This is a genomic window from Streptomyces sp. NPDC022552 (assembly GCF_055561875.1).
Genome location: NZ_JBVHGJ010000011.1, coordinates 1 through 17,618, shown reverse-complemented (window position 1 = coordinate 17,618; position 17,618 = coordinate 1). Strand labels below are relative to the sequence as shown.

Genomic DNA, 17,618 nt, shown 5'->3' with positions numbered 1-17,618 from the left:
GCACCCTGGGGGCCATGTCCGTGGTTCCGCCGAAGTACCAGATCCGCGCCCTGCACACCGACTCGACGGTGACCGTCTACCAGGCGTACGACCCGTCCATCGGCCTCCCGACGGCTCGCGAGGGCCGCTTCCCGCCCGCGTGGAAGCGGGACCGGATGACGTGGATCAAGCCCTCGTTCCTGTGGATGATGTACCGCTGCGGCTGGGGCCTGAAGGAGGGCCAGCAGACGGTCCTCGCGATCGAGATCACCCGCGAGGGGTTCGAGTGGGCGCTGCGCAACGCCTGCCTGTCGCACTACGTCCGAGGGTTCCACCCCGACCAGGCAACCTGGAAGCGGCAGTTGAGGCAGGCCCCGGCGCGGGTGCAGTGGGACCCCGAGCGGGACCCGCACCTGGCCGCCCTTCCGTACCGCTCGCTCCAGCTGGGGCTCGCCGGGGATGCGGCGCGGCGGTACGCGGACGAGTGGACCGTCTCCGTACGGGACGTCACGCCGCTCGCGCACGAGGTCCACGCCCTTGTGCGCGCCGGGCGGGTGGACGAGGCGCGTGCGTGGATGCCCGAGGAGCGGCCTTATCCGGCGGGTGCGGAGCTCCTCGGGCATCTGGTGGGGTAGCCGCGGCTAGAAGATCGAGTGCAGCAGCTTGTTCGGGGAGCCCGACAGGGGGTTGCCCACCTTGCCGTTGGTGGCGTTGTTCACCAGCGCGGTGCTCACCTGGGCCGGGGTGGCCGTCGGGTTCGCCGCGAGGTGGAGCGCGGCCACGCCCGCCGTGTGCGGGGTCGCCATCGACGTGCCCGAGATGGTGTTCGTCGCCGTGTCGCCGTCCTTCCACGCCGAGGTGATGGAGACGCCCGGCGCGAACAGGTCCACGCACGTGCCGTAGTTGGAGAAGGACGCCCGCTTGTCGGCGGAGTCCGTCGCGCCGACCGTGATCGCCTCGGGGACGCGGGCCGGGGAGTAGTTGCACGCCCGGGCCGGCAGACCGAGGAAGTTGCCGTTGCCGGCGGCGACCGCGTACGTGACGCCCGAGGCGATCGAGCGCTTCACCGCGTCGTCCAGGGACGTGTTCGCGCCCCCGCCCAGGCTCATGTTGGCGACCGCCGGCTTGACCGCGTTGGCCGTGACCCAGTCGACGCCCGCGATGACGCCGGCCGTAGTACCGGAGCCGTTGCAGTCCAGGACGCGTACGGCCACCAGCTTGACGCCCTTGGCGACGCCGTACTTCGCGCCGCCGACCGTGCCCGCGACGTGCGTGCCGTGGCCCTGGCAGTCCTGTCCGTTCTGGCCGCCGCCGACGGTGTCCGTGCCCACGGTCGCCCGGCCGCCGAACTCGCTGTGCGAGGTGCGGATCCCGGTGTCGATGATGTACGCGGTGACGTTCGACGCGGTCGTGTCGTACCTGTACGTCGTCGACAGCGGCAGATCACGCTGGTCGATCCGGTCGAGGCCCCATGTCGCGCCGGGCTGCGTGTCGGTCATCCGTACGGTCGTGTTCTGCTCGACGTACGCCACGCGGGGGTCGGAGGCCAGGGCCGCGGCCCTGGCCTGGGACATGGAAGCGGAGAAGCCCTTCAGGACCGAGCGGTACTGGTGCCTGGGCGTCACGCCCAGATCGGCGGCGCGGGTCGAGCCGTCCTTGAGGACGACGATCCAGCTGTTGTCGACGGCGAGCGAGGCCGGGGCGAGGCGGAGGTCGCCGACAGTCGCGCTCTGTGCCGTGGGGGAGGCGGCGAACTGAAGGCCGGCGGCGAGGGCGAGGACGGGCACGACGGCCACGGCGCGGCGGGGTATTCGGGTCATGTGGTGGGGCACCTGAACCTTTCGTTGACCGGGTTACCGGCAAGTACGGGTGTGCGTGGTGCGCCACAGAGTCTCGTGCTGTCATGTGTCGTACAAGGGGCCGTCGGCTCCCCTCACCGGTCCTTCACCTCGAACTCCCAGGTCAGCATCGCGAACCCGTCCTCTTCCTGCGCCCCCGCCGACCGGTACGTCCGCAACGCGGCCTCGTTGTCCGGATCCACTCCCACCCACACGTCGTAGCAGCCGCGCTCCCGGGCCTCGGCCACCAGCGCCTCCGTCAGCGCCCGTCCCACACCCCGACGCCGGTATCCCTCGTCCACGGACAGCTCGTACAGACACATCTCCACCCCCTTGTCCGGGTGGAGCATCTCGATCCCGGACACCAGCCCCGCGGGGAAACCGTCCTCCGCGTACGCGATCAGCATCAGATGGCCCGCGGCGGCGAGGAACGCCTCCGCCCACCGCTCCCTCGGCGGCCCGTCGTAGAGATGTCCCGCCGCGAGCAGTTCGGCCGCCGTCGTCGCCCGCCTGATCTCCATCCACGACCCCTCGCCTCGCGCCGCGCGTACCGCGCCTGGTGTACGGGACGGTACGGCGTACGACTCCAGGAGGCCGCCGATTTCCGCCCCTGGACAGCCGAGTCGCACAGGTCGGCCGCCTAGGCTCGGCAGCATGCCATTCCGACTTCCCCGGTGGGCCGCGGTCACCGCCGCCCTCGCCGTGCTCGCGGGCGCCGGTACCTGGACCGCCGTCGCCTCCGACGAACCGCCACCCGTGCACCGCGCGGACCAGGTGCTGGACATGCCCGGGGCGCGGATCGACACCTCGTACTTCACCTCGGGACCCGCCGCCGACCGCAGGCCGGCCGTCCTGCTCGGCCACGGCTTCGGCGGCTCCAAGGACGACGTCCGCGCCCAGGCCGAGAAGCTCGCCCGCGACGGCTACGCCGTCCTGACCTGGTCGGCCCGCGGGTTCGGCGCCTCGACGGGAGAGATCGGACTCAACGACCCCGACCACGAGGTCAAGGACGTCCGGCGGCTCGTCGACTGGCTCGCCGGGCGCCCCGAGGTCCAGCTCGACAAGGCCGGTGACCCGCGCGTCGGTGTCACCGGTGCCTCCTACGGTGGCGCGGCCTCGCTGCTCGCCGCCGGTCACGACACCCGCGTCGACGCGATCGCCCCCCAGATCACGTACTGGAACCTCGCCGACGCACTCTTCCCGGACGGCGTCTTCAAGAAGCTCTGGGCCGGCATCTTCTTCTCGACGGGCGCGACACCGGGCGCCGGGGCGGGTGCCGACACGGGTCCGGGCACGGGTGCCGACACGGGCACTCGGCCGGGTGGTCGCGCGGCGGCGGCCGCCGGGCCCCGCGCCGCCGACGGATGCGGGCGCTTCACCGCCGAGCTGTGCGCGATGTACGAGAGCGTGGCCGTCTCGGGGAAGCCCGACGCCGCCGCCCGTACGCTCCTCGAAGCACGCAGCCCCTCCGCCGTCGGTGACCGGATCAAGGTCCCCGCCCTGATCGTCCAGGGACAGAGCGACTCCCTCTTCCCGCTCACCCACGCCGACGCCATGGCCAGGACGATCGCCGCCAACGGCGCGCCCGTCGCCGTCGACTGGATCGCGGGCGGCCACGACGGCGGCGACCGCGAGACCGACCGGGTCGAGGCCCGGATCGGCGACTGGTTCGACCGCTATCTCAAGCAGGACAAGGGTGCCGACACCGGTCCCGCGTTCCGCGTCAGCCGCGCCGGTGGAGTCGACTCCACCGACGGGGAGGCGCAGCTGCGCGGGGCGACCTCCGGGCGCTACCCGGGGCTCTCGGGCGACCCGCTGTCCGTGCCGCTCGACGCCTCCCGGCCGCAGACCTTCGCCAACCCCGCCGGGGCCACCCCGCCCGCCATCTCGGCCGTCCCCGGCGTCGGCGGCGGGCTCTCCCAGCTCTCCTCGCTCGGTGTCGGCCTCTCGCTCGACTTCCCCGGCCAGTACGCCCGGTTCGACGCGAAGCCGCAGAACGAGCCGGTACGGATCACGGGCACACCGAGCGTCCGCGTCAAGGTCACCTCGGACAGCCCGGACGGCTCGGCCGTCCTCTTCGCCAAGGTCTACGACGTCGGTCCGGACGGACGGCAGCAGGTGCTGCCCGCCCAGCTCGTCGCCCCCGTCCGGATCGAAGGGGCCGCGAAGGGCCGGAGCGTCGAGCTGACGCTGCCGGCGATCGACCACGAGATCGAGGCCGGTCACCGGCTGCGGCTCGTGCTCGCCGCCACCGACCTCGGCTACGCCTCCCCGGCGACACCGGCCGCCTACACCGTGGCCGTCGAGGCCCCGCTGACCGTGCCGACGGCGCCGGCCGTGGACACCCAGGCGGCCGCGATGCCGTGGTGGGTGTGGGGCCTGCCGCTCGTCGGCGCCCTGATCGCCGCCGCGCTGCTGCTGACCTCCCGGCGCCGGACCGCGGCTCCTGCCCCGGACCCCGGACTCGCCGTCGTACCGCTGCAGATCACGGGCCTGTCGAAGAAGTACGCCAAGTCCTCCGACCGGTATGCCGTACGGGATCTCTCCTTCCGCGTCGAGCAGGGGCAGGTCCTCGGACTGCTCGGGCCCAACGGCGCCGGAAAGACCACCACCCTGCGCATGCTCATGGGCCTGATCACCCCCGACGACGGGGAGATCCGGGTCTTCGGGCAGGCCATCCGCCCGGGCGCACCGGTCCTGTCCCGGGTCGGCGCCTTCGTGGAGGGCGCGGGCTTCCTGCCGCACCTCTCCGGGCGGGACAACCTGGAGCTGTACTGGAAGGCCACCGGCCGCCCCGCCGAGGACGCGCACATGGAGGAGGCCCTGGAGATCGCGGGCCTCGGCGACGCCCTGGCCCGCGCCGTACGGACGTACTCGCAGGGCATGCGGCAGCGGCTCGCGATCGCCCAGGCCATGCTCGGCCTGCCGGACCTGCTGATCCTCGACGAGCCGACCAACGGACTCGACCCGCCACAGATCCGCGAGATGCGGGACGTGATGATCCGGTACGCGGCGCAGGGCCGGACCGTCATCGTCTCCAGCCACCTCCTCTCGGAGGTCGAGCAGTCCTGCACCCACCTCGTGGTGATGGACCGCGGGCAGCTCCTGCAGGCCGGGCCGGTCGGCGAGATCACCGGCGCCGGGGACACCCTGCTGGTGACCCTCGGGGACAGCGTCCCCGACCCGCTCGTCGACAAGATCGGCGCGCTGCCCGGGATCGGATCGGCGGCGAGGACCGAGGGCGGGCTCCTGGTCCGTCTCGACGGGGCCGACGCGACCGCCCTGATCGGTGAACTCGTCCGCCTGGACGTGCCCCTGACCGGTGTGGGACCGCACCGGCGTCTCGAGGACGCGTTCCTGACCCTGATCGGAGGTGGCTCCGCATGAGCACCAGCACGAGCACGAGCACGAGCACGAGCACGAGCGCGGGCACGGGCGGGGGAGCCGAGGAGCTCGTGGAGACCGCCCCCGGCTACCGGGCACGGCGCACCCTGCCGCTGCGCGTCGAGGCCGTACGCCAGCTGAAGCGGCGCCGCACGCTGGTCATGGGCGCGGTGCTCGCCGCACTGCCGTTCATCCTGATCGTCGCCTTCGCGATCGGCGGGGACCAGGACGGCCGCGGCAACGGGCGCATCACGCTGATGGACACGGCGACGGCGTCGGCGGCGAACTTCGCCGCGACCTGTCTCTTCGTCTCGGCCGGCTTCCTCCTCGTGGTGGCGGTCGCCCTGTTCTGCGGGGACACCGTCGCCTCCGAGGCGAGCTGGTCCTCGCTGCGCTACCTGCTGGCCGCGCCCGTGCCCCGGGCCCGGCTGCTGTGGTCCAAGCTGGCCGTGGCGCTCGGCTTCAGCGCGGCGGCGATGGTGCTGCTGCCCGCGGTCGCGCTCGTCGCGGGCACGTTCGCCTACGGCTGGGGGCCGCTGAAGCTCCCCACCGGCGGCGCTCTGCCCGCCGCCGAGACCCTGCCCCGGCTCGGTCTGGCCGTCGCCTTCATCCTCGTCTCCCAACTCGTCACCGCCGGGCTCGCGTTCTGGCTGTCCACGAAGACCGACGCGCCGCTGGGCGCCGTCGGAGGCGCGGTCGGCCTGACGATCATCGGCAACGTCCTGGACGCGGTCACGGCGCTCGGCTCCTGGCGCGACTTCGTGCCCGCGCACTGGCAGTACGCGTGGGTGGACGCGCTCCAGCCCCAGCTGGAGTGGGGCGGGATGCTGAAGGGCACGGCGATCTCGGTGACGTACGCGCTGATCCTCTTCGCCCTCGCCTTCCGGGGCTTCGCCCGCAAGGACATCGTTTCGTAGACCCGCGGGAGACCGGCCCGCACCACGTCACAGCCACCCCCTTCGAGCCGCTTCCGCGCCCGCGCGGAAGCGGCTCGTCGTGCCCAGGGCGTGCATCAGCTCGCCGACCCGCCGGCTGTAGGTACGGCCCGACATGCCGAGGCGGGCGGCGGCCGTCTCGTCCGTGAGCCCGGCGAGGAGTGCTTCGAGGACCGGGCGGAGCTGGGGAGGCAGCTCGTCGCGCGACCCGTCCGTCGCCCGGGTCAGCTCCTCGCCCGCGTCCCAACTGGCATGGTGGGCGCGGACCAGGGCCTGCACGACGACCGGGTCGCGGATCAGCAGCACCCCGTTGTACAGCAGCTCCAGATCGAGCGGGACCGCCGCGACCGTGCGGTCGACGACGATCATCTTGAACGGGATCGCGTCCGTGAGCCGGGCGCTGCCCGGCATCCGGACCGCGCCCACCACCTGGGGGAGGGCGTGGCGCGGCACGATCCGTCTGACCTCCGGGGCCCGCTCCGCCGCGGTCCGCATGCACGCTCCCGCCAACTCCAGGAACGGCTCGGGGATCGCACGGCCCGCGGACGCGGCCGGGTCGTCGAAGGTCAACAGCTCGTGCCGGGTGGAGGCTGCCAGCCCGGCCAGCGCCGCGCTGATCCGTCGCGTACCGCGGACAGGGCGGCCCGCGGGCCGCTTGGCCTCGGCCACCGCTCTGTTCATCGCCGATCGCGCGAGCATCACGGAGCCCGCAGTCTCTGCCACCGCTGACCACCCCCGCCCCGTCGGTGTGCCACTCCATGTACGCATGTGACTGCACACGGTGACAACCCCTGTTGAGAAGGATGGCGAGTCCATGCCACGCGCGCCCGACCCGTTCGCCGTTGCCGCATCGAGATCCATCCGCAACTCCTTCGTCTGCTCCTTCCCGGCCTCCCGAACGTCACATTCACAAGTGACGGACACCGAGGGGGAGATGAAGTGAAGCGACGACAGCGTGTGCGGCTGGCGGCCGGGATCCTGGCCGCAGGCCTGGTCCTGACGGGCTGTGGGGGCGGCGAGAACCGCGAGCAGGCATCGGACCGGGGCGGCGGCGTCCAGGCGCCGGACGCGCCCGGATTCGAGGCGCCCCGGCCGGACGGGGGCGCCACGGGCCGGGAGGACGCCGCCGAAGGCGAGCAGCGGTCCCCCCGCCCGGCCGCCGACTACCTCTCCACCTTCGCCCTGGACGTGGACACCGCGTCGTACGGCTACGCCCGCCGCACCCTCGCCGAAGGCCGACTGCCCGCCCCGGAGTCCGTACGGCCGGAGGAGTTCGTCAACAGCTTCCGCCCGGACTATCCGCGGCCCGAGGGTGACGGGTTCAGCGTGACCGTGGACGGTGCCAGGACCGACGACGAGGGCTGGTCGCTCGTCCGGGTCGGGCTCGCCACCGCGGCCGCGGAACGCCGGGGCGAACGCCCGCCCGCCGCCCTCACCTTCGTCGTCGACATCTCCGGTTCGATGGCCGAGACCGGCCGCCTCGACCTGGTCAAGCAGTCCCTCGGCCTCCTCACCGACGAGCTCCGCGACGACGACTCCGTCGCCCTGGTCACCTTCAGCGACACGGCCGAGACCCGGCTCCCCATGACCCGGGTCAAGGGGCAGCGCGAGCGCATCCACGGCATCGTCGACGAGCTGGCGACCACCTCGTCGACCAATGTGGAGGCGGGGGTGCGCACCGGGTACGACGTCGCCGTCGAGGGCCACCGCGACGGCGCCACCAACCGGGTCGTGCTGCTCTCCGACGCCCTCGCCAACACCGGTGACACGGAGGCGCAGTCGATCCTGAACCGGATCGACGAGGAGCGCAGGGAGTACGGCATCACCCTCTTCGGGGTCGGTGTCGGCAGCGAGTACGGCGACGCGTTCATGGAGCAGCTCGCCGACAAGGGCGACGGCCACACCACGTACGTCTCCACGACCGAGCAGGCCCGCAAGGTCTTCGTGGACCAGCTGCCCACCCACATCGAGCTGCGCGCCCGTGACGCCAAGGCACAGGTCGCCTTCGACCCGAAGACCGTCGAGCGGTTCCGGCTGATCGGCTACGAGAACCGGGACGTCGCCGACGAGGACTTCCGCAACGACCGGGTCGACGGCGGCGAGGTCGGCGCGGGCCACACCGTCACCGCGCTGTACGCCGTGAAGACCCGGCCCGGCCGCACGGGGCAGCTGGCCACGGCCACCGTCCGCTGGCTCGACCCGAAGAGCCGCGCACCGCACGAGAACTCCGGGAGCGTCACCACGAGCGCGCTCACCGGATCGCTCTGGGCGCAGGGCCACGACAGTCTGCAACTGACCGCCGTCACCGCCTACTTCGCCGACCGCCTGCGGGGCGGCGAGCTGCCGGGCGCGCCGCGGCTCTCGGTGCTCGCGGAGCGCTCGGGGGCGATCGCCGACCGGTCGGGTTCGACGGTGGTGCGGGAGCTGACCGAGGCGATCCGGCAGGCGGACAAGCTGCTCGGCCGGGAAGGCGGCGGGGAATCGGGTGACCCGTACAGCGGGTGATCCACAAGTGGCTGCGCGAGGGCGGGGGATCCGGCCATGATGGCCCCATGGCCACCACGCTGCTCGCCCTCGCCATCGCCTCCACCGGCCTATACGCCGGGTTCATGCTGATCTTCCTGACCGGGATCATGCCCGCCCTGGCGCGGCTCGAGGACGCCACGTTCGTCGACGCCATGCGGCGGATCAACGAGTACGTGCCCAAAGCGGTGTTCATCCTCGTCTTCCTGGGCGTCGTCGCCTTCCCGCTGGCCGCGTTCCTCGTGCCGGTCGACGACGGCGACGACACCCAGAAGTGGCTGGTCCTGGCCGGTCTCGTCTGCGCGGCCCTGAACCACCTGGTCACCGTCGCGGGCAACATCCCGCTCAACAACGCGCTGGCCGCCTCGGAGCGCACGGGCGAGCCCGCGTCCGCCGTCCGGGCGGCCTTCGAGAAGCGCTGGAACAGCTTCCATCTGATCCGGACGGTGCTGATCCTCGCCGCTTTCGGGCTGCTGATCGCGGCCGCCCTGAACTGAACCGATCGGATCTGACACACTCTGCGGCCCGGTTTTGACCGGAGAGGGGCCCGGCCCGACCATCTCAGGACGAGGCGGCGGGCCGGCCCCGGTTAAGGCCCCAGGCCGGGGCGCCGCGCCCGTCCGCCTCGCTCGGTCCGTGCGCTCAGGCCGGGAGCCGCGCGGCGGTCCGCATAGCCTGACCTTCATGGACTTCCGCAGAGAGCTGCCGATCGTCGGGGCCGTGGCCGCCGGCGGGGCCGTCGGGGCGGCGGCCCGCTACGGAGCTTCGCTCGCGTGGCCCACCCCGGCCGGCGCGTTCCCCTGGACCACGCTCGCTGTGAACGCGTCCGGCTGCGCGGCCATCGGCGTCCTGATGGTCCTGGTCATCGAGGTCGGCACCCCGCCCCACCGGCTCGCCCGCCCTTTCCTCGGTACCGGCATCCTCGGCGGCTTCACCACCTTCTCCACGTACGCCCTCGACACGCAGCGGCTGCTGAGCGCGGGGGACGCGGCCCGGGGCGTGGCATACATGGGAGCGACGGTAGCGGCCGCGATGGTCGCCGTAGGGGCCGCGACCTTCGCGACCCGTGGCGCTCTGGCGAGGAGAACACGATGACCAGACTGATGGGCAGGGCCCTGCGCGTGACGATTCTCGTCGGCGAGAGCGACACCTGGCACCACCGGCCGCTGTACGCCGAGATCGTGCATCGCGCCCACGAGGCGGGGCTCGCCGGCGCCTCCGTCTTCCGCGGGATCGAGGGCTTCGGAGCCTCCTCGCGCGTCCACACCACGCGCCTGCTCTCGCTGAGTGAGGACCTGCCCGTAGCCATCGTGATCGTGGACACCGAGGACCGGGTCCGGGAGTTCCTGCCACAGCTCGACACACTGGTGACGGAGGGTCTGGTGATCCTCGACGACTGCGAGGTGATCCGGTACGTGGGCCGGGTGGAGCAGGAGTGAACTGGCTGCTCGTCGTCGCGGGCGCGGTCGTCGGCGCGCCCCTGCGGTACCTCACCGACCGGGCCGTGCAGGCGCGCCACGACTCCGTCTTCCCCTGGGGCACGTTCACGGTCAACGTCGTCGGCTCCTTCGTCCTCGGCCTGCTCACCGGCGTCTCCTCCGCCAAGGCCCATCTGCTGCTAGGCACGGGCCTGTGCGGGGCGCTGACGACGTACTCCACGTTCTCGTACGAGACGTTGAAGCTGTACGAGAGCGGGGCCACGGGGTACGCGGTGGCGAACGTGGCGGGGAGCCTGGCTGCCGGACTCGGAGCCGTATGGCTGGGAGTGGAGGCCGCACGGGCCTGGTGAGGTGCCGCACTCCGGTGGCAAGGTGCTCCCACGACGACCTCCGAGGGGCGGTACCCGCACATGAGCTGGGCGGACTTCCAGTACGAGATCTATCTGAACGGGCTGACCGGAGCCGTTCCCCGGCTCCCCACCGATCTGACGCGCCTGGAGGAGCTGGCCAACGCCCGGCTCGGCCCGGGACCGGTCGGCTACGTCGCCGGCAGTGCGGGTGACGGCTCGACCGCGCGCGCCAACAGGGCGGCCCTCGAACGCCGGCGGATCGTCCCGCGCATGCTCCGTGACGTGCGCGAACGGGACCTGTCCGTGGACTTGTTCGGCCGCCGGCTCCCCGCCTCCGTCGCCCTGGCACCCGTCGGCGTGCTGTCGATCCTGCACCCCGACGCCGAGCCGGCGGCGGCGCGCGCGGCGGCGGCGCGTGGCATCCCGTACATCCTCTCCTCCGCCTCCAGCACGCCGATGGAGCAGGTCGCGGAGGCGATGGGGGAGGGGGAGCGGTGGTTCCAGCTGTACTGGCCGAAGGACGTCGAGGTCGCCCGTTCCTTCCTGCGCAGGGCCGAGGCGGCGGGCTACACGGCCCTCGTCGTCACCCTCGACACCCCGCTGCTCTCCTGGCGTCCGCGCGATCTCGACCAGGCGTACCTGCCGTTCCTGCACGGGGTGGGGACCGCCAACCACTTCTCCGACCCGGCGTTCCGGGCGGGTCTGGCCAAGCCGGTCGAGGAGGACCCGAACGCGGCCGTCATGCACTTCGTGTCGATGTTCTCCGACCCCGGCAAGACCTGGCCGGACCTGGCGTTCCTGCGGGAGAACTGGGACGGTCCGATCGTCCTGAAGGGCGTCCTGCACCCGGACGACGCCCGCGCGGCGGCCGATGCGGGCATGGACGGCGTCGTCGTCTCCAACCACGGAGGCCGCCAGGTCGCCGGGGCGATCGCCGCCGCCGACGCCCTGCCGGCCGTGGCGGACGCGGTCGCCGACCGGCTGACGGTCCTCTTCGACAGCGGAGTGCGCACCGGCGCCGACATCGCCAAGGCCCTGGCGCTGGGCGCTTCCGGAGTGCTCGTCGGCCGCCCCTACGCGTACGGTCTCGCGCTCGACGGCGAGCCGGGCGTGGACCATGTGATCCGCTGTCTCCTCGCAGAACTCGACCTCACCCTGGCCCTGTCGGGCCACGCGACCCCCCGCACCCTGACCCGGGCCGACCTGTCGGAGGCCGGAACGCACGGCGCCTGAGCCGGTGCTTCGGCGGGGGCGCGGCGCCCCCGCCGAAGCACCCTCAGGGCGGTGAGGGGACCCCTGCCCGTTCGCGACCACTCCTGTTCGCCGAGTGCTTTCTTGGCGTCAAGATTCACCTTCCCTAAAAAAGAAGTGGTCATTATTATCTTATGGTCGGCAGGACATGAACCATGGAGGGGGCGCTATGGATCTGAAGGTGCTGGGCTTGCTCACTGTCCAGGAGAGCGGGACACCCATCGTTCCCGCCGAGGCACCGGCCCGTCAGCTGCTCGCGCTGCTCGCGGCCCATGCCGACCACATCGTGCCGACGGCCGTCGTGACGCAGGAACTCTGGCCGGAAGGCCCGCCGCACCACGCCGGGGAGATGATCGAGACCCATGTCCGGCGGCTGCGCGAGCTGATCGGCGCCGCGCTCGGCCTCCGCCGCGAGGAGGCGGTGGGCGCACCCGCCGCGTCAAGACCCCGGACCCCGCGCGACGTCCTCGTCACGCTGTCCGGCGGCTACCGGCTCGGCACCGGCGGCGGCACCTCCGACCTCCGCCTCTTCCAGCGCTCGGCCGGCGCGGGCTACCGGGCCATGGAGCTGGAGGACTACGAGACGGCGGCCGAACGGCTGGGCCAGGCACTGGAGTTGTGGACGGCCGACGCGTACACCGGAGTGGTCACCGGACCGCATCTGCGGGCCCACATCGCCCGCCTCGAACAGTCGCGGCTGCGGGCCCTCGACCAGTGGATCGAGGCGCAGCGCAGGCTCGGCAGGCGGCACGAGCTCTACACCGGTCTGTCCGTCTTCCTCTCCCGCTTCCGCAACTCGCCCTCCCGGTACGAGGCGATGGTCACGGAGCTCGAACGCGGCGCGGATCACGGGCGGGCGCGGCCGTACCTGGCGGCGGCCGCTGCGGTCCGCGTCGGGACCGTTCTGCACGCGGCGCGCCACTCGCCTCCCGCCCGTCACCGCCTCCCCGTCGCCAGTTGACCGGAAGATCACCGTCGAACTAGTTTCGGACCGATAACGGGCGAAACGCGCACGACGGGCTGGGGGCTCCCACATCATGACGGTTTCACGCAGCCATGACACCGGCCTGATGGCCGTCCTCGAACTCCTCGCCGAACAGGCTCCGTCGGGCCGGTTCGACGAGGTGCTGCAGCGGGCCCGGCGCGACGGCACCACGGATCCGGAGCTGGCCCGCTTGGAGCGCGCCGTGCATCTGGCCCGTGGCGTACAGGCCTGGCAGGGGCAGCGTCGTCAACGCGAGGACGGCTTGGCCGACCTGGTGGACACCGCGCGGGACCTGACGTCCCCCCATGACGTCGAGTCACTGCTCCAGGTGGTCACCCGGAGGGTCAAGCGGCTCCTCAACTTCGACATGACGTCCATCGCCCTCCTGGAACCCGAGGGCCACCTCCGGGTGTACGTCTCCGACGGCTCGACCACCGCGCTCGTCACCGGTCACACGATCCAGCCCCCCTTCGGCCTCGGCCACCCGACCCTGGCGGCCAGAGCGCCCCTGTGGACCGCCGACTACCTCGACGACGACACGCTCGTCCACGACGAGGGCGCCGACGAGGTCGCACGGGCCGAGGGCCTGCACGCCATGATGGCCGTGCCGATGTGCAACGGCGACGAGATCGTCGGCGTGCTCTACGGCGCGGCCCGCTCCGTACGCCACTTCAGCCCGGACGAGATAGGTCTGGTCTGCTCCCTGGCGGCGCTCGCCGCCGTCGCCATCGAGCGGGCCGGCAGCTTCGAGCAGGCCCGGGGCGAGGTCGGCCGGCTGGAACTGGACGGCTTCCGCACCCGTACGAGCCTGGTCAGGCTGCAACAGCTCAACGAGGCGCACAGCCACACCCTCGGACTGCTGCTCGCCGGCGCCGACCTCACCACCGTGGCGAAGGCGGCCGGCGACGCGCTGGACTCGGCGTTGCAGCTGCGCGACCCGGCCGGGCGGCCGCTCGCCGCCAGCGGCGACCTCGGCGACCTGGACGAGTCGGCCGTGGCGGAGGCGGCCCTGGACGCGCACGCCCATCTGCGGCCCGTCGTCACCGCCCAGGGCACCTGGGTCGCCCCGGTCACCGCGGGCGCGGAGGACCTGGGCGTGCTGGTGCTGCGCCCGACCACGGCGCTGGTGGGCGAGGACGAGGGCCTGCTCCAGCTGACCGCGCAGACCTTCGCGATCCAGCTCCTCCTACGGCGCAGCACGGCCGTCGCCGAAGGGCCCGTACGCGACGACCTGTTCGACGAACTCCTCGCGGCCGACGCCCGCAGCGGGCACCAGAACCACTACCTCGCGCAGCGTGCGTGTCGCCTGGGGATCGACCTGGACGCACCCCACGTCCTGCTCGTCGCCCACCCCGAGGGCGGCGAGCAGGGCAGAGCCGTGGTGTGGGCCTCCTCCTACGCGCACCGGATGACCGGGCTCAAGACGGTCCACAGCGGCAACATCGTGCTGCTCCTGCCGGGGACGGACGCCTCGGCCGCGGCCCGCGCCGTGGCCGACCAGCTGTCACCGCTCCTCGGCCACCCCGTGTCGGTGGGCGCGGCCGGACCCGGCCGGGGCGCCGCCGACATCGGCCGGATGCACAAGGAGGCCATGCGCTGCCTGGACGCGCTGACCGCGCTCGACGGCGCGGGCGGCACGGCCTCGGCGAAGGACCTCGGCTTCCTCGGACTGCTGCTCTCCGACGACCACGACGTGGACGGCTACATCCAGAGCGCGATCGGCCCGGTCCTCGACTACGACCGCGACCGGCTCACCGACCTGACCGGCACCCTGGAGTCGTACTTCGCCTCGGGATGCAGCCAGGCCGGCGCGGCCGAGGTGCTCAACGTCCACCCCAACACGGTGTCACGGCGGCTCGACCGGGTCACCGACCTCCTCGGCGACGCGTGGCAGCAGCCGGGCAGAACGCTGGAGGTGCAGCTGGCGCTGCGGCTGCACCGCTCCCGCGAGGTCCTGCGCCGGCGGCGCCCGGCGGCCACGGGCGCCATGGACACCAGGGACGCCGTGGACGCCGTGGACGCCAGGGGTGTTCAGGCGGAGGCGAGTTCGGCCGGGTGCCCCCTCTCCGACTCGCCGTCGTAGCCTCCGCCGAATCCGTCGCCGGAGCCGCCGTCGTAGTCGCTGTCGTAGCCGCCGCCGGACAGCACGACGGCCGCGTGCGCGGCGGAGGCCAGCGTCATGTGCCGGTGCCAGCCGCGGAAGGAACGGCCCACGTAGTCCCGTAGCCCGGCCTCCTCGCCGACGCGCGCGAAGTCCACGTCCACGCGACGGGTGAGCTTGGTGAGGCGCAGCAGCGGACCTGGGCCCGGCTGCGTCATGCCCGTCAGCCACAGCGCGGACGGCGGACGGGACGGGTCGGTCCACTCACCGAGCAGGGACAGTTTGCGCGGCGCACCGGAGCAGGGATCCGACAGCGCCACCGGGACCATCGCGGCGAGCGACGTGCGCGGGGCGAGACCGGCGGCCGTGTCCTGCCACGGCACCGGCCGGCGGACCCCCTTGACCAGCTGGAGGATCCGCTGGGCCGGCAGCGGGCCGCCCCGGAAGCCGGGCATGGCGCGGTCCGCGACGGACAGCCGCTGGGTGCCGCTGATGCGGAGGAGGAAGGGGACACCCGCGGCGGACAACGGGGCCACCGCCGCCGGCACGTCGCCGTCCCGCAGGTCGATCAGCACCGGTCTACGCGGTCCCCAGCGGCGCGCGGCCTCCAGGGCGACCGCGACGGCGCACTCCTCCGGGCTCTCGGCCCCCGCCTCCTTCGGAACACCCGCCCGGTCGCGCAGCGCGTGGTCGTGGACCCACTGATCGGGCAGGACCAGACGCCAGTCGACGGGCACGCTCAGCTCCTGGGAGGCGAGCCACACACCGAAGGCCTGCTGACCGCGGAACGTCTGGCGCAGATGCGGCGCGAACCCCCGGTCGACACCGACCGAGTGCTCACCGGTCTTCGGTATCGCCATCTGGCGTACCACCCAGGCCTGGACGGGAGTCTTCCGCTCCAGATGGGCGGCGAGCGCGGCGCGCAACGGCTGCCAGTTCCAGGTGGAGTCGGCGATGAAGTGGTGCAGCGTCTGCTCCGTGGCGGGCGCGCCCAGATGGGCCGCGATGTTGCGCGCGGTCTTGCGTCCCTCGGTGGTGAGCAGCCCGCGCAGGTACTGCTCCCCACGCTGCCGCTGATCCTTCCTGGGGAACGAGGAGAACAGTGCGGCACACAGTTCGGAGACGGCGTCGTCGGACACGGCCGGGTCGGCGGGACGCCGGTTCCGGCGAGGCACCGTAAGCGGTCGGACCTGGTCTCGTCGCCTGATGACAGCTGTGTTCACGACACTCCAACCATGGGGGACGGCCTGCTCTGTTGCCCTCCCACGATCGCTCCGCGAGGGTGCCGCGGACGAGGTGTCCACGGCACCCACCTGCTCTCGCTCATGCGTGCTGGACCACAGGTGATTCGGCCATCCGGCGAGCCGGCGGACGTGACGGCCGACAGGGCTCCGGCGGGGTGTGGCCGGACCACCACGCGGGCCCCACGGGTGCGCGGTCACACACCGGCCGAGGCCCGACCGGCCCCGTCCGACGGGGACACCTCGCCGTAGGCGGCGTCCGAGCGGCCCCCTCCGACGCGGACCTCTCGCCGTACGCGGCACCCGACCTCGATCCGGGTGGAATCAGCCATCATCGCCTCGATTCCAGGGCATCGAGGACCGCGTCCGCGACCTCGTCGGGTGTGCGACCGTCGGTGGCCACGACCACCCCGGCGACTTCGGCGTACAGAGGGGCGCGGGCCTCCGCCAACTCCCGCCAGCGCTCGCGTGGATCGCCCGTGAGCAGCGGCCGCGCGGCCGCCAACCCCGCACGGCCGGCCGCCTCCTCGACACCCATCGTCAGATGGACCACCGCCGTGTGCGCAGCCAGCAGGCTCCGGGTTCCGCCGTCCAGGACCGCGCCGCCGCCGAGGGACAGCACACCGTCGTGTTCGGCGAGCGCGGTGGCGACAGCGGCCTTCTCCAGCGCCCGGAAACGGTCCTCGCCCTGAGCGGCGAAGATGTCCGCGACGGACCGCCCCTCGGCGGCGACGACGACGTCGTCCGTGTCCCGGTACGCGCAGCGCAGCCTCTCCGCGAGCAGCGCGCCCACCGTGGACTTGCCCACCCCCATCGGTCCGATCAGGACGATCAGGGGTGCGGTCACCGGATCTGGAGGTTGTCGAGGTACGAGCGCACGTTGCGGCGGGTCTCCGGCACGCTGTCGCCGCCGAACTTCTCCACCACCGCGTCCGCCAGGACGAGCGCGACCATCGCCTCGGCCACGATCCCGGCGGCCGGCACCGCGCACACGTCGGAGCGCTGGTGGTGCGCCTGCGTGGCCTCACCCGTGACGACGTCGACCGTCGCCAGCGCACGCGGAACCGTCGCGATCGGCTTCATCGCGGCACGCACACGCAGCAGCTCACCGGTCGTCAGACCACCCTCGGTACCACCGGAACGGCCCGAGGTGCGCCGGATACCGTCCTCGGTCCTCACGATCTCGTCGTGCGCCTGCGAACCCGGCACCCGCGCGAGCTCGAAACCGTCACCGACCTCGACACCCTTGATCGCCTGGATCCCCATCAACGCGGCAGCCAGCCGCGCGTCCAGCCGCCGGTCCCAGTGCACATGCGAGCCGAGCCCCACCGGCACACCGTAGGCGAGGACCTCGACGACCCCGCCCAGGGTGTCGCCGTCCTTGTGGGCCTGGTCGATCTCCGCGACCATCGCCTTCGACGCATCCGCGTCCAGGCAGCGCACCGGATCGGCGTCCAGCTTCTCCACATCCGCGGGCGTCGGGTAGACACCGTACGGAGCCCTCGCCGCCGCCAGCTCCACCACGTGCGAGACGATCTCGATCCCCGCGGCCTCCTTCAGGAACGACCGGGCCACCGCACCCAGCGCCACCC

Annotated in this window: 17 protein-coding genes; 11 read left to right on the top strand and 6 right to left on the bottom strand. The window is 72.7% G+C overall.

Going from position 1 to position 17,618, the window contains the following annotated elements; genetic code table 11:
- The first annotated feature begins 14 nt into the window (after window positions 1-14).
- On the top strand, window positions 15-614 hold the full coding sequence (locus ACZ3OF_RS25755; protein WP_467307048.1) for a DUF4291 domain-containing protein: 600 nt from the start codon (window positions 15-17) through the stop codon (window positions 612-614).
- 6 nt (window positions 615-620) lie between these two features.
- Here ACZ3OF_RS25755 and ACZ3OF_RS25750 read toward each other — a convergent pair whose 3' ends face one another.
- Both ACZ3OF_RS25750 and ACZ3OF_RS25745 read right to left on the bottom strand, forming a co-directional pair.
- Entirely contained in the window at window positions 621-1,799 is a 1,179-nt protein-coding gene (locus ACZ3OF_RS25750; protein ID WP_361673391.1) for a S8 family peptidase, read from the bottom strand.
- Between the two features lie 113 nt (window positions 1,800-1,912).
- Window positions 1,913-2,338 carry a GNAT family N-acetyltransferase gene (locus tag ACZ3OF_RS25745; protein WP_361673389.1) on the bottom strand — a complete coding sequence of 142 codons (426 nt, stop codon included), beginning with the start codon at window positions 2,336-2,338 and terminating at the stop codon, window positions 1,913-1,915.
- 133 nt (window positions 2,339-2,471) lie between these two features.
- Between ACZ3OF_RS25745 and ACZ3OF_RS25740 the strand changes: the two genes are divergently transcribed.
- Both ACZ3OF_RS25740 and ACZ3OF_RS25735 read left to right on the top strand, forming a co-directional pair.
- Window positions 2,472-5,204: an alpha/beta fold hydrolase gene (locus tag ACZ3OF_RS25740; protein WP_467307046.1), complete on the top strand. Its 2,733-nt coding sequence runs from the start codon at window positions 2,472-2,474 to the stop codon at window positions 5,202-5,204.
- Window positions 5,201-6,118 (top strand): ABC transporter permease, encoded by a 918-nt coding sequence (locus tag ACZ3OF_RS25735; protein WP_361673383.1) that lies wholly within the window; start codon window positions 5,201-5,203, stop codon window positions 6,116-6,118. Before ACZ3OF_RS25740 ends, ACZ3OF_RS25735 begins: the two co-directional genes overlap by 4 nt.
- A 27-nt stretch (window positions 6,119-6,145) precedes the next feature.
- Here ACZ3OF_RS25735 and ACZ3OF_RS25730 read toward each other — a convergent pair whose 3' ends face one another.
- A complete protein-coding gene (locus tag ACZ3OF_RS25730) occupies window positions 6,146-6,859 on the bottom strand; it encodes a helix-turn-helix transcriptional regulator (RefSeq protein WP_467307043.1) in 714 nt (237 codons plus the stop codon).
- Window positions 6,860-7,075: 216 nt separating this feature from the next.
- On the opposite strand from ACZ3OF_RS25730, the gene ACZ3OF_RS25725 reads away from it, so the two are divergent.
- From ACZ3OF_RS25725 to ACZ3OF_RS25690, 8 genes are all read left to right on the top strand, one after another.
- Complete coding sequence (locus tag ACZ3OF_RS25725) at window positions 7,076-8,641, top strand: vWA domain-containing protein (protein ID WP_467307041.1); 1,566 nt, start codon at window positions 7,076-7,078, stop codon at window positions 8,639-8,641.
- 47 nt (window positions 8,642-8,688) lie between these two features.
- Window positions 8,689-9,156: an anthrone oxygenase family protein gene (locus tag ACZ3OF_RS25720; protein WP_361673375.1), complete on the top strand. Its 468-nt coding sequence runs from the start codon at window positions 8,689-8,691 to the stop codon at window positions 9,154-9,156.
- Between the two features lie 187 nt (window positions 9,157-9,343).
- Window positions 9,344-9,754, top strand: a complete 411-nt coding sequence (locus tag ACZ3OF_RS25715) for a FluC/FEX family fluoride channel (protein ID WP_361673372.1) — start codon at window positions 9,344-9,346, stop codon at window positions 9,752-9,754.
- Window positions 9,751-10,098: a DUF190 domain-containing protein gene (locus tag ACZ3OF_RS25710; RefSeq protein WP_467307039.1), complete on the top strand. Its 348-nt coding sequence runs from the start codon at window positions 9,751-9,753 to the stop codon at window positions 10,096-10,098. The genes ACZ3OF_RS25715 and ACZ3OF_RS25710 overlap by 4 nt, the downstream gene beginning before the upstream one ends.
- Entirely contained in the window at window positions 10,095-10,448 is a 354-nt protein-coding gene (crcB, locus tag ACZ3OF_RS25705) for a fluoride efflux transporter CrcB (protein WP_361673367.1), read from the top strand. The genes ACZ3OF_RS25710 and crcB overlap by 4 nt, the downstream gene beginning before the upstream one ends.
- Before the next feature lie 60 nt (window positions 10,449-10,508).
- The gene (locus tag ACZ3OF_RS25700; protein WP_467307036.1) at window positions 10,509-11,681 is read left to right on the top strand and encodes a lactate 2-monooxygenase; all 1,173 of its coding nucleotides are present in this window, start codon (window positions 10,509-10,511) and stop codon (window positions 11,679-11,681) included.
- A 208-nt stretch (window positions 11,682-11,889) separates the two neighbouring features.
- Window positions 11,890-12,660 carry a BTAD domain-containing putative transcriptional regulator gene (locus ACZ3OF_RS25695; protein ID WP_361673362.1) on the top strand — a complete coding sequence of 257 codons (771 nt, stop codon included), beginning with the start codon at window positions 11,890-11,892 and terminating at the stop codon, window positions 12,658-12,660.
- A gap of 76 nt (window positions 12,661-12,736) precedes the next feature.
- Window positions 12,737-14,767 carry a helix-turn-helix domain-containing protein gene (locus ACZ3OF_RS25690; RefSeq protein WP_361673359.1) on the top strand — a complete coding sequence of 677 codons (2,031 nt, stop codon included), beginning with the start codon at window positions 12,737-12,739 and terminating at the stop codon, window positions 14,765-14,767.
- Here ACZ3OF_RS25690 and ACZ3OF_RS25685 read toward each other — a convergent pair.
- The 3 genes from ACZ3OF_RS25685 to aroC form a co-directional block, all read right to left on the bottom strand.
- Entirely contained in the window at window positions 14,716-15,924 is a 1,209-nt protein-coding gene (locus ACZ3OF_RS25685) for an IS701 family transposase (RefSeq protein ID WP_467307033.1), read from the bottom strand. The genes ACZ3OF_RS25690 and ACZ3OF_RS25685 overlap by 52 nt on opposite strands.
- A gap of 433 nt (window positions 15,925-16,357) precedes the next feature.
- Entirely contained in the window at window positions 16,358-16,873 is a 516-nt protein-coding gene (locus ACZ3OF_RS25680; RefSeq protein WP_361673354.1) for a shikimate kinase, read from the bottom strand.
- A partial coding sequence (gene aroC, locus ACZ3OF_RS25675; RefSeq protein ID WP_467307031.1) for a chorismate synthase occupies window positions 16,870-17,618 on the bottom strand: 749 nt, incomplete at its 5' end. The genes aroC and ACZ3OF_RS25680, both read right to left, overlap by 4 nt.

What these genes read in the sequence shown, in the direction of transcription:
- ACZ3OF_RS25690 (WP_361673359.1), top strand. Translation starts at nt 12,737, where the DNA reads ATGACGGTTTCACGCAGCCATGACACCGGCCTGATGGCCGTCCTCGAA.
- ACZ3OF_RS25740 (WP_467307046.1), top strand. Translation starts at nt 2,472, where the DNA reads ATGCCATTCCGACTTCCCCGGTGGGCCGCGGTCACCGCCGCCCTCGCC.
- ACZ3OF_RS25745 (WP_361673389.1), bottom strand. Translation starts at nt 2,338, where the DNA reads ATGGAGATCAGGCGGGCGACGACGGCGGCCGAACTGCTCGCGGCGGGA.
- ACZ3OF_RS25710 (WP_467307039.1), top strand. Translation starts at nt 9,751, where the DNA reads ATGACCAGACTGATGGGCAGGGCCCTGCGCGTGACGATTCTCGTCGGC.
- ACZ3OF_RS25735 (WP_361673383.1), top strand. Translation starts at nt 5,201, where the DNA reads ATGAGCACCAGCACGAGCACGAGCACGAGCACGAGCACGAGCGCGGGC.
- ACZ3OF_RS25750 (WP_361673391.1), bottom strand. Translation starts at nt 1,799, where the DNA reads ATGACCCGAATACCCCGCCGCGCCGTGGCCGTCGTGCCCGTCCTCGCC.
- ACZ3OF_RS25700 (WP_467307036.1), top strand. Translation starts at nt 10,509, where the DNA reads ATGAGCTGGGCGGACTTCCAGTACGAGATCTATCTGAACGGGCTGACC.
- ACZ3OF_RS25755 (WP_467307048.1), top strand. Translation starts at nt 15, where the DNA reads ATGTCCGTGGTTCCGCCGAAGTACCAGATCCGCGCCCTGCACACCGAC.
- ACZ3OF_RS25720 (WP_361673375.1), top strand. Translation starts at nt 8,689, where the DNA reads ATGGCCACCACGCTGCTCGCCCTCGCCATCGCCTCCACCGGCCTATAC.
- ACZ3OF_RS25715 (WP_361673372.1), top strand. Translation starts at nt 9,344, where the DNA reads ATGGACTTCCGCAGAGAGCTGCCGATCGTCGGGGCCGTGGCCGCCGGC.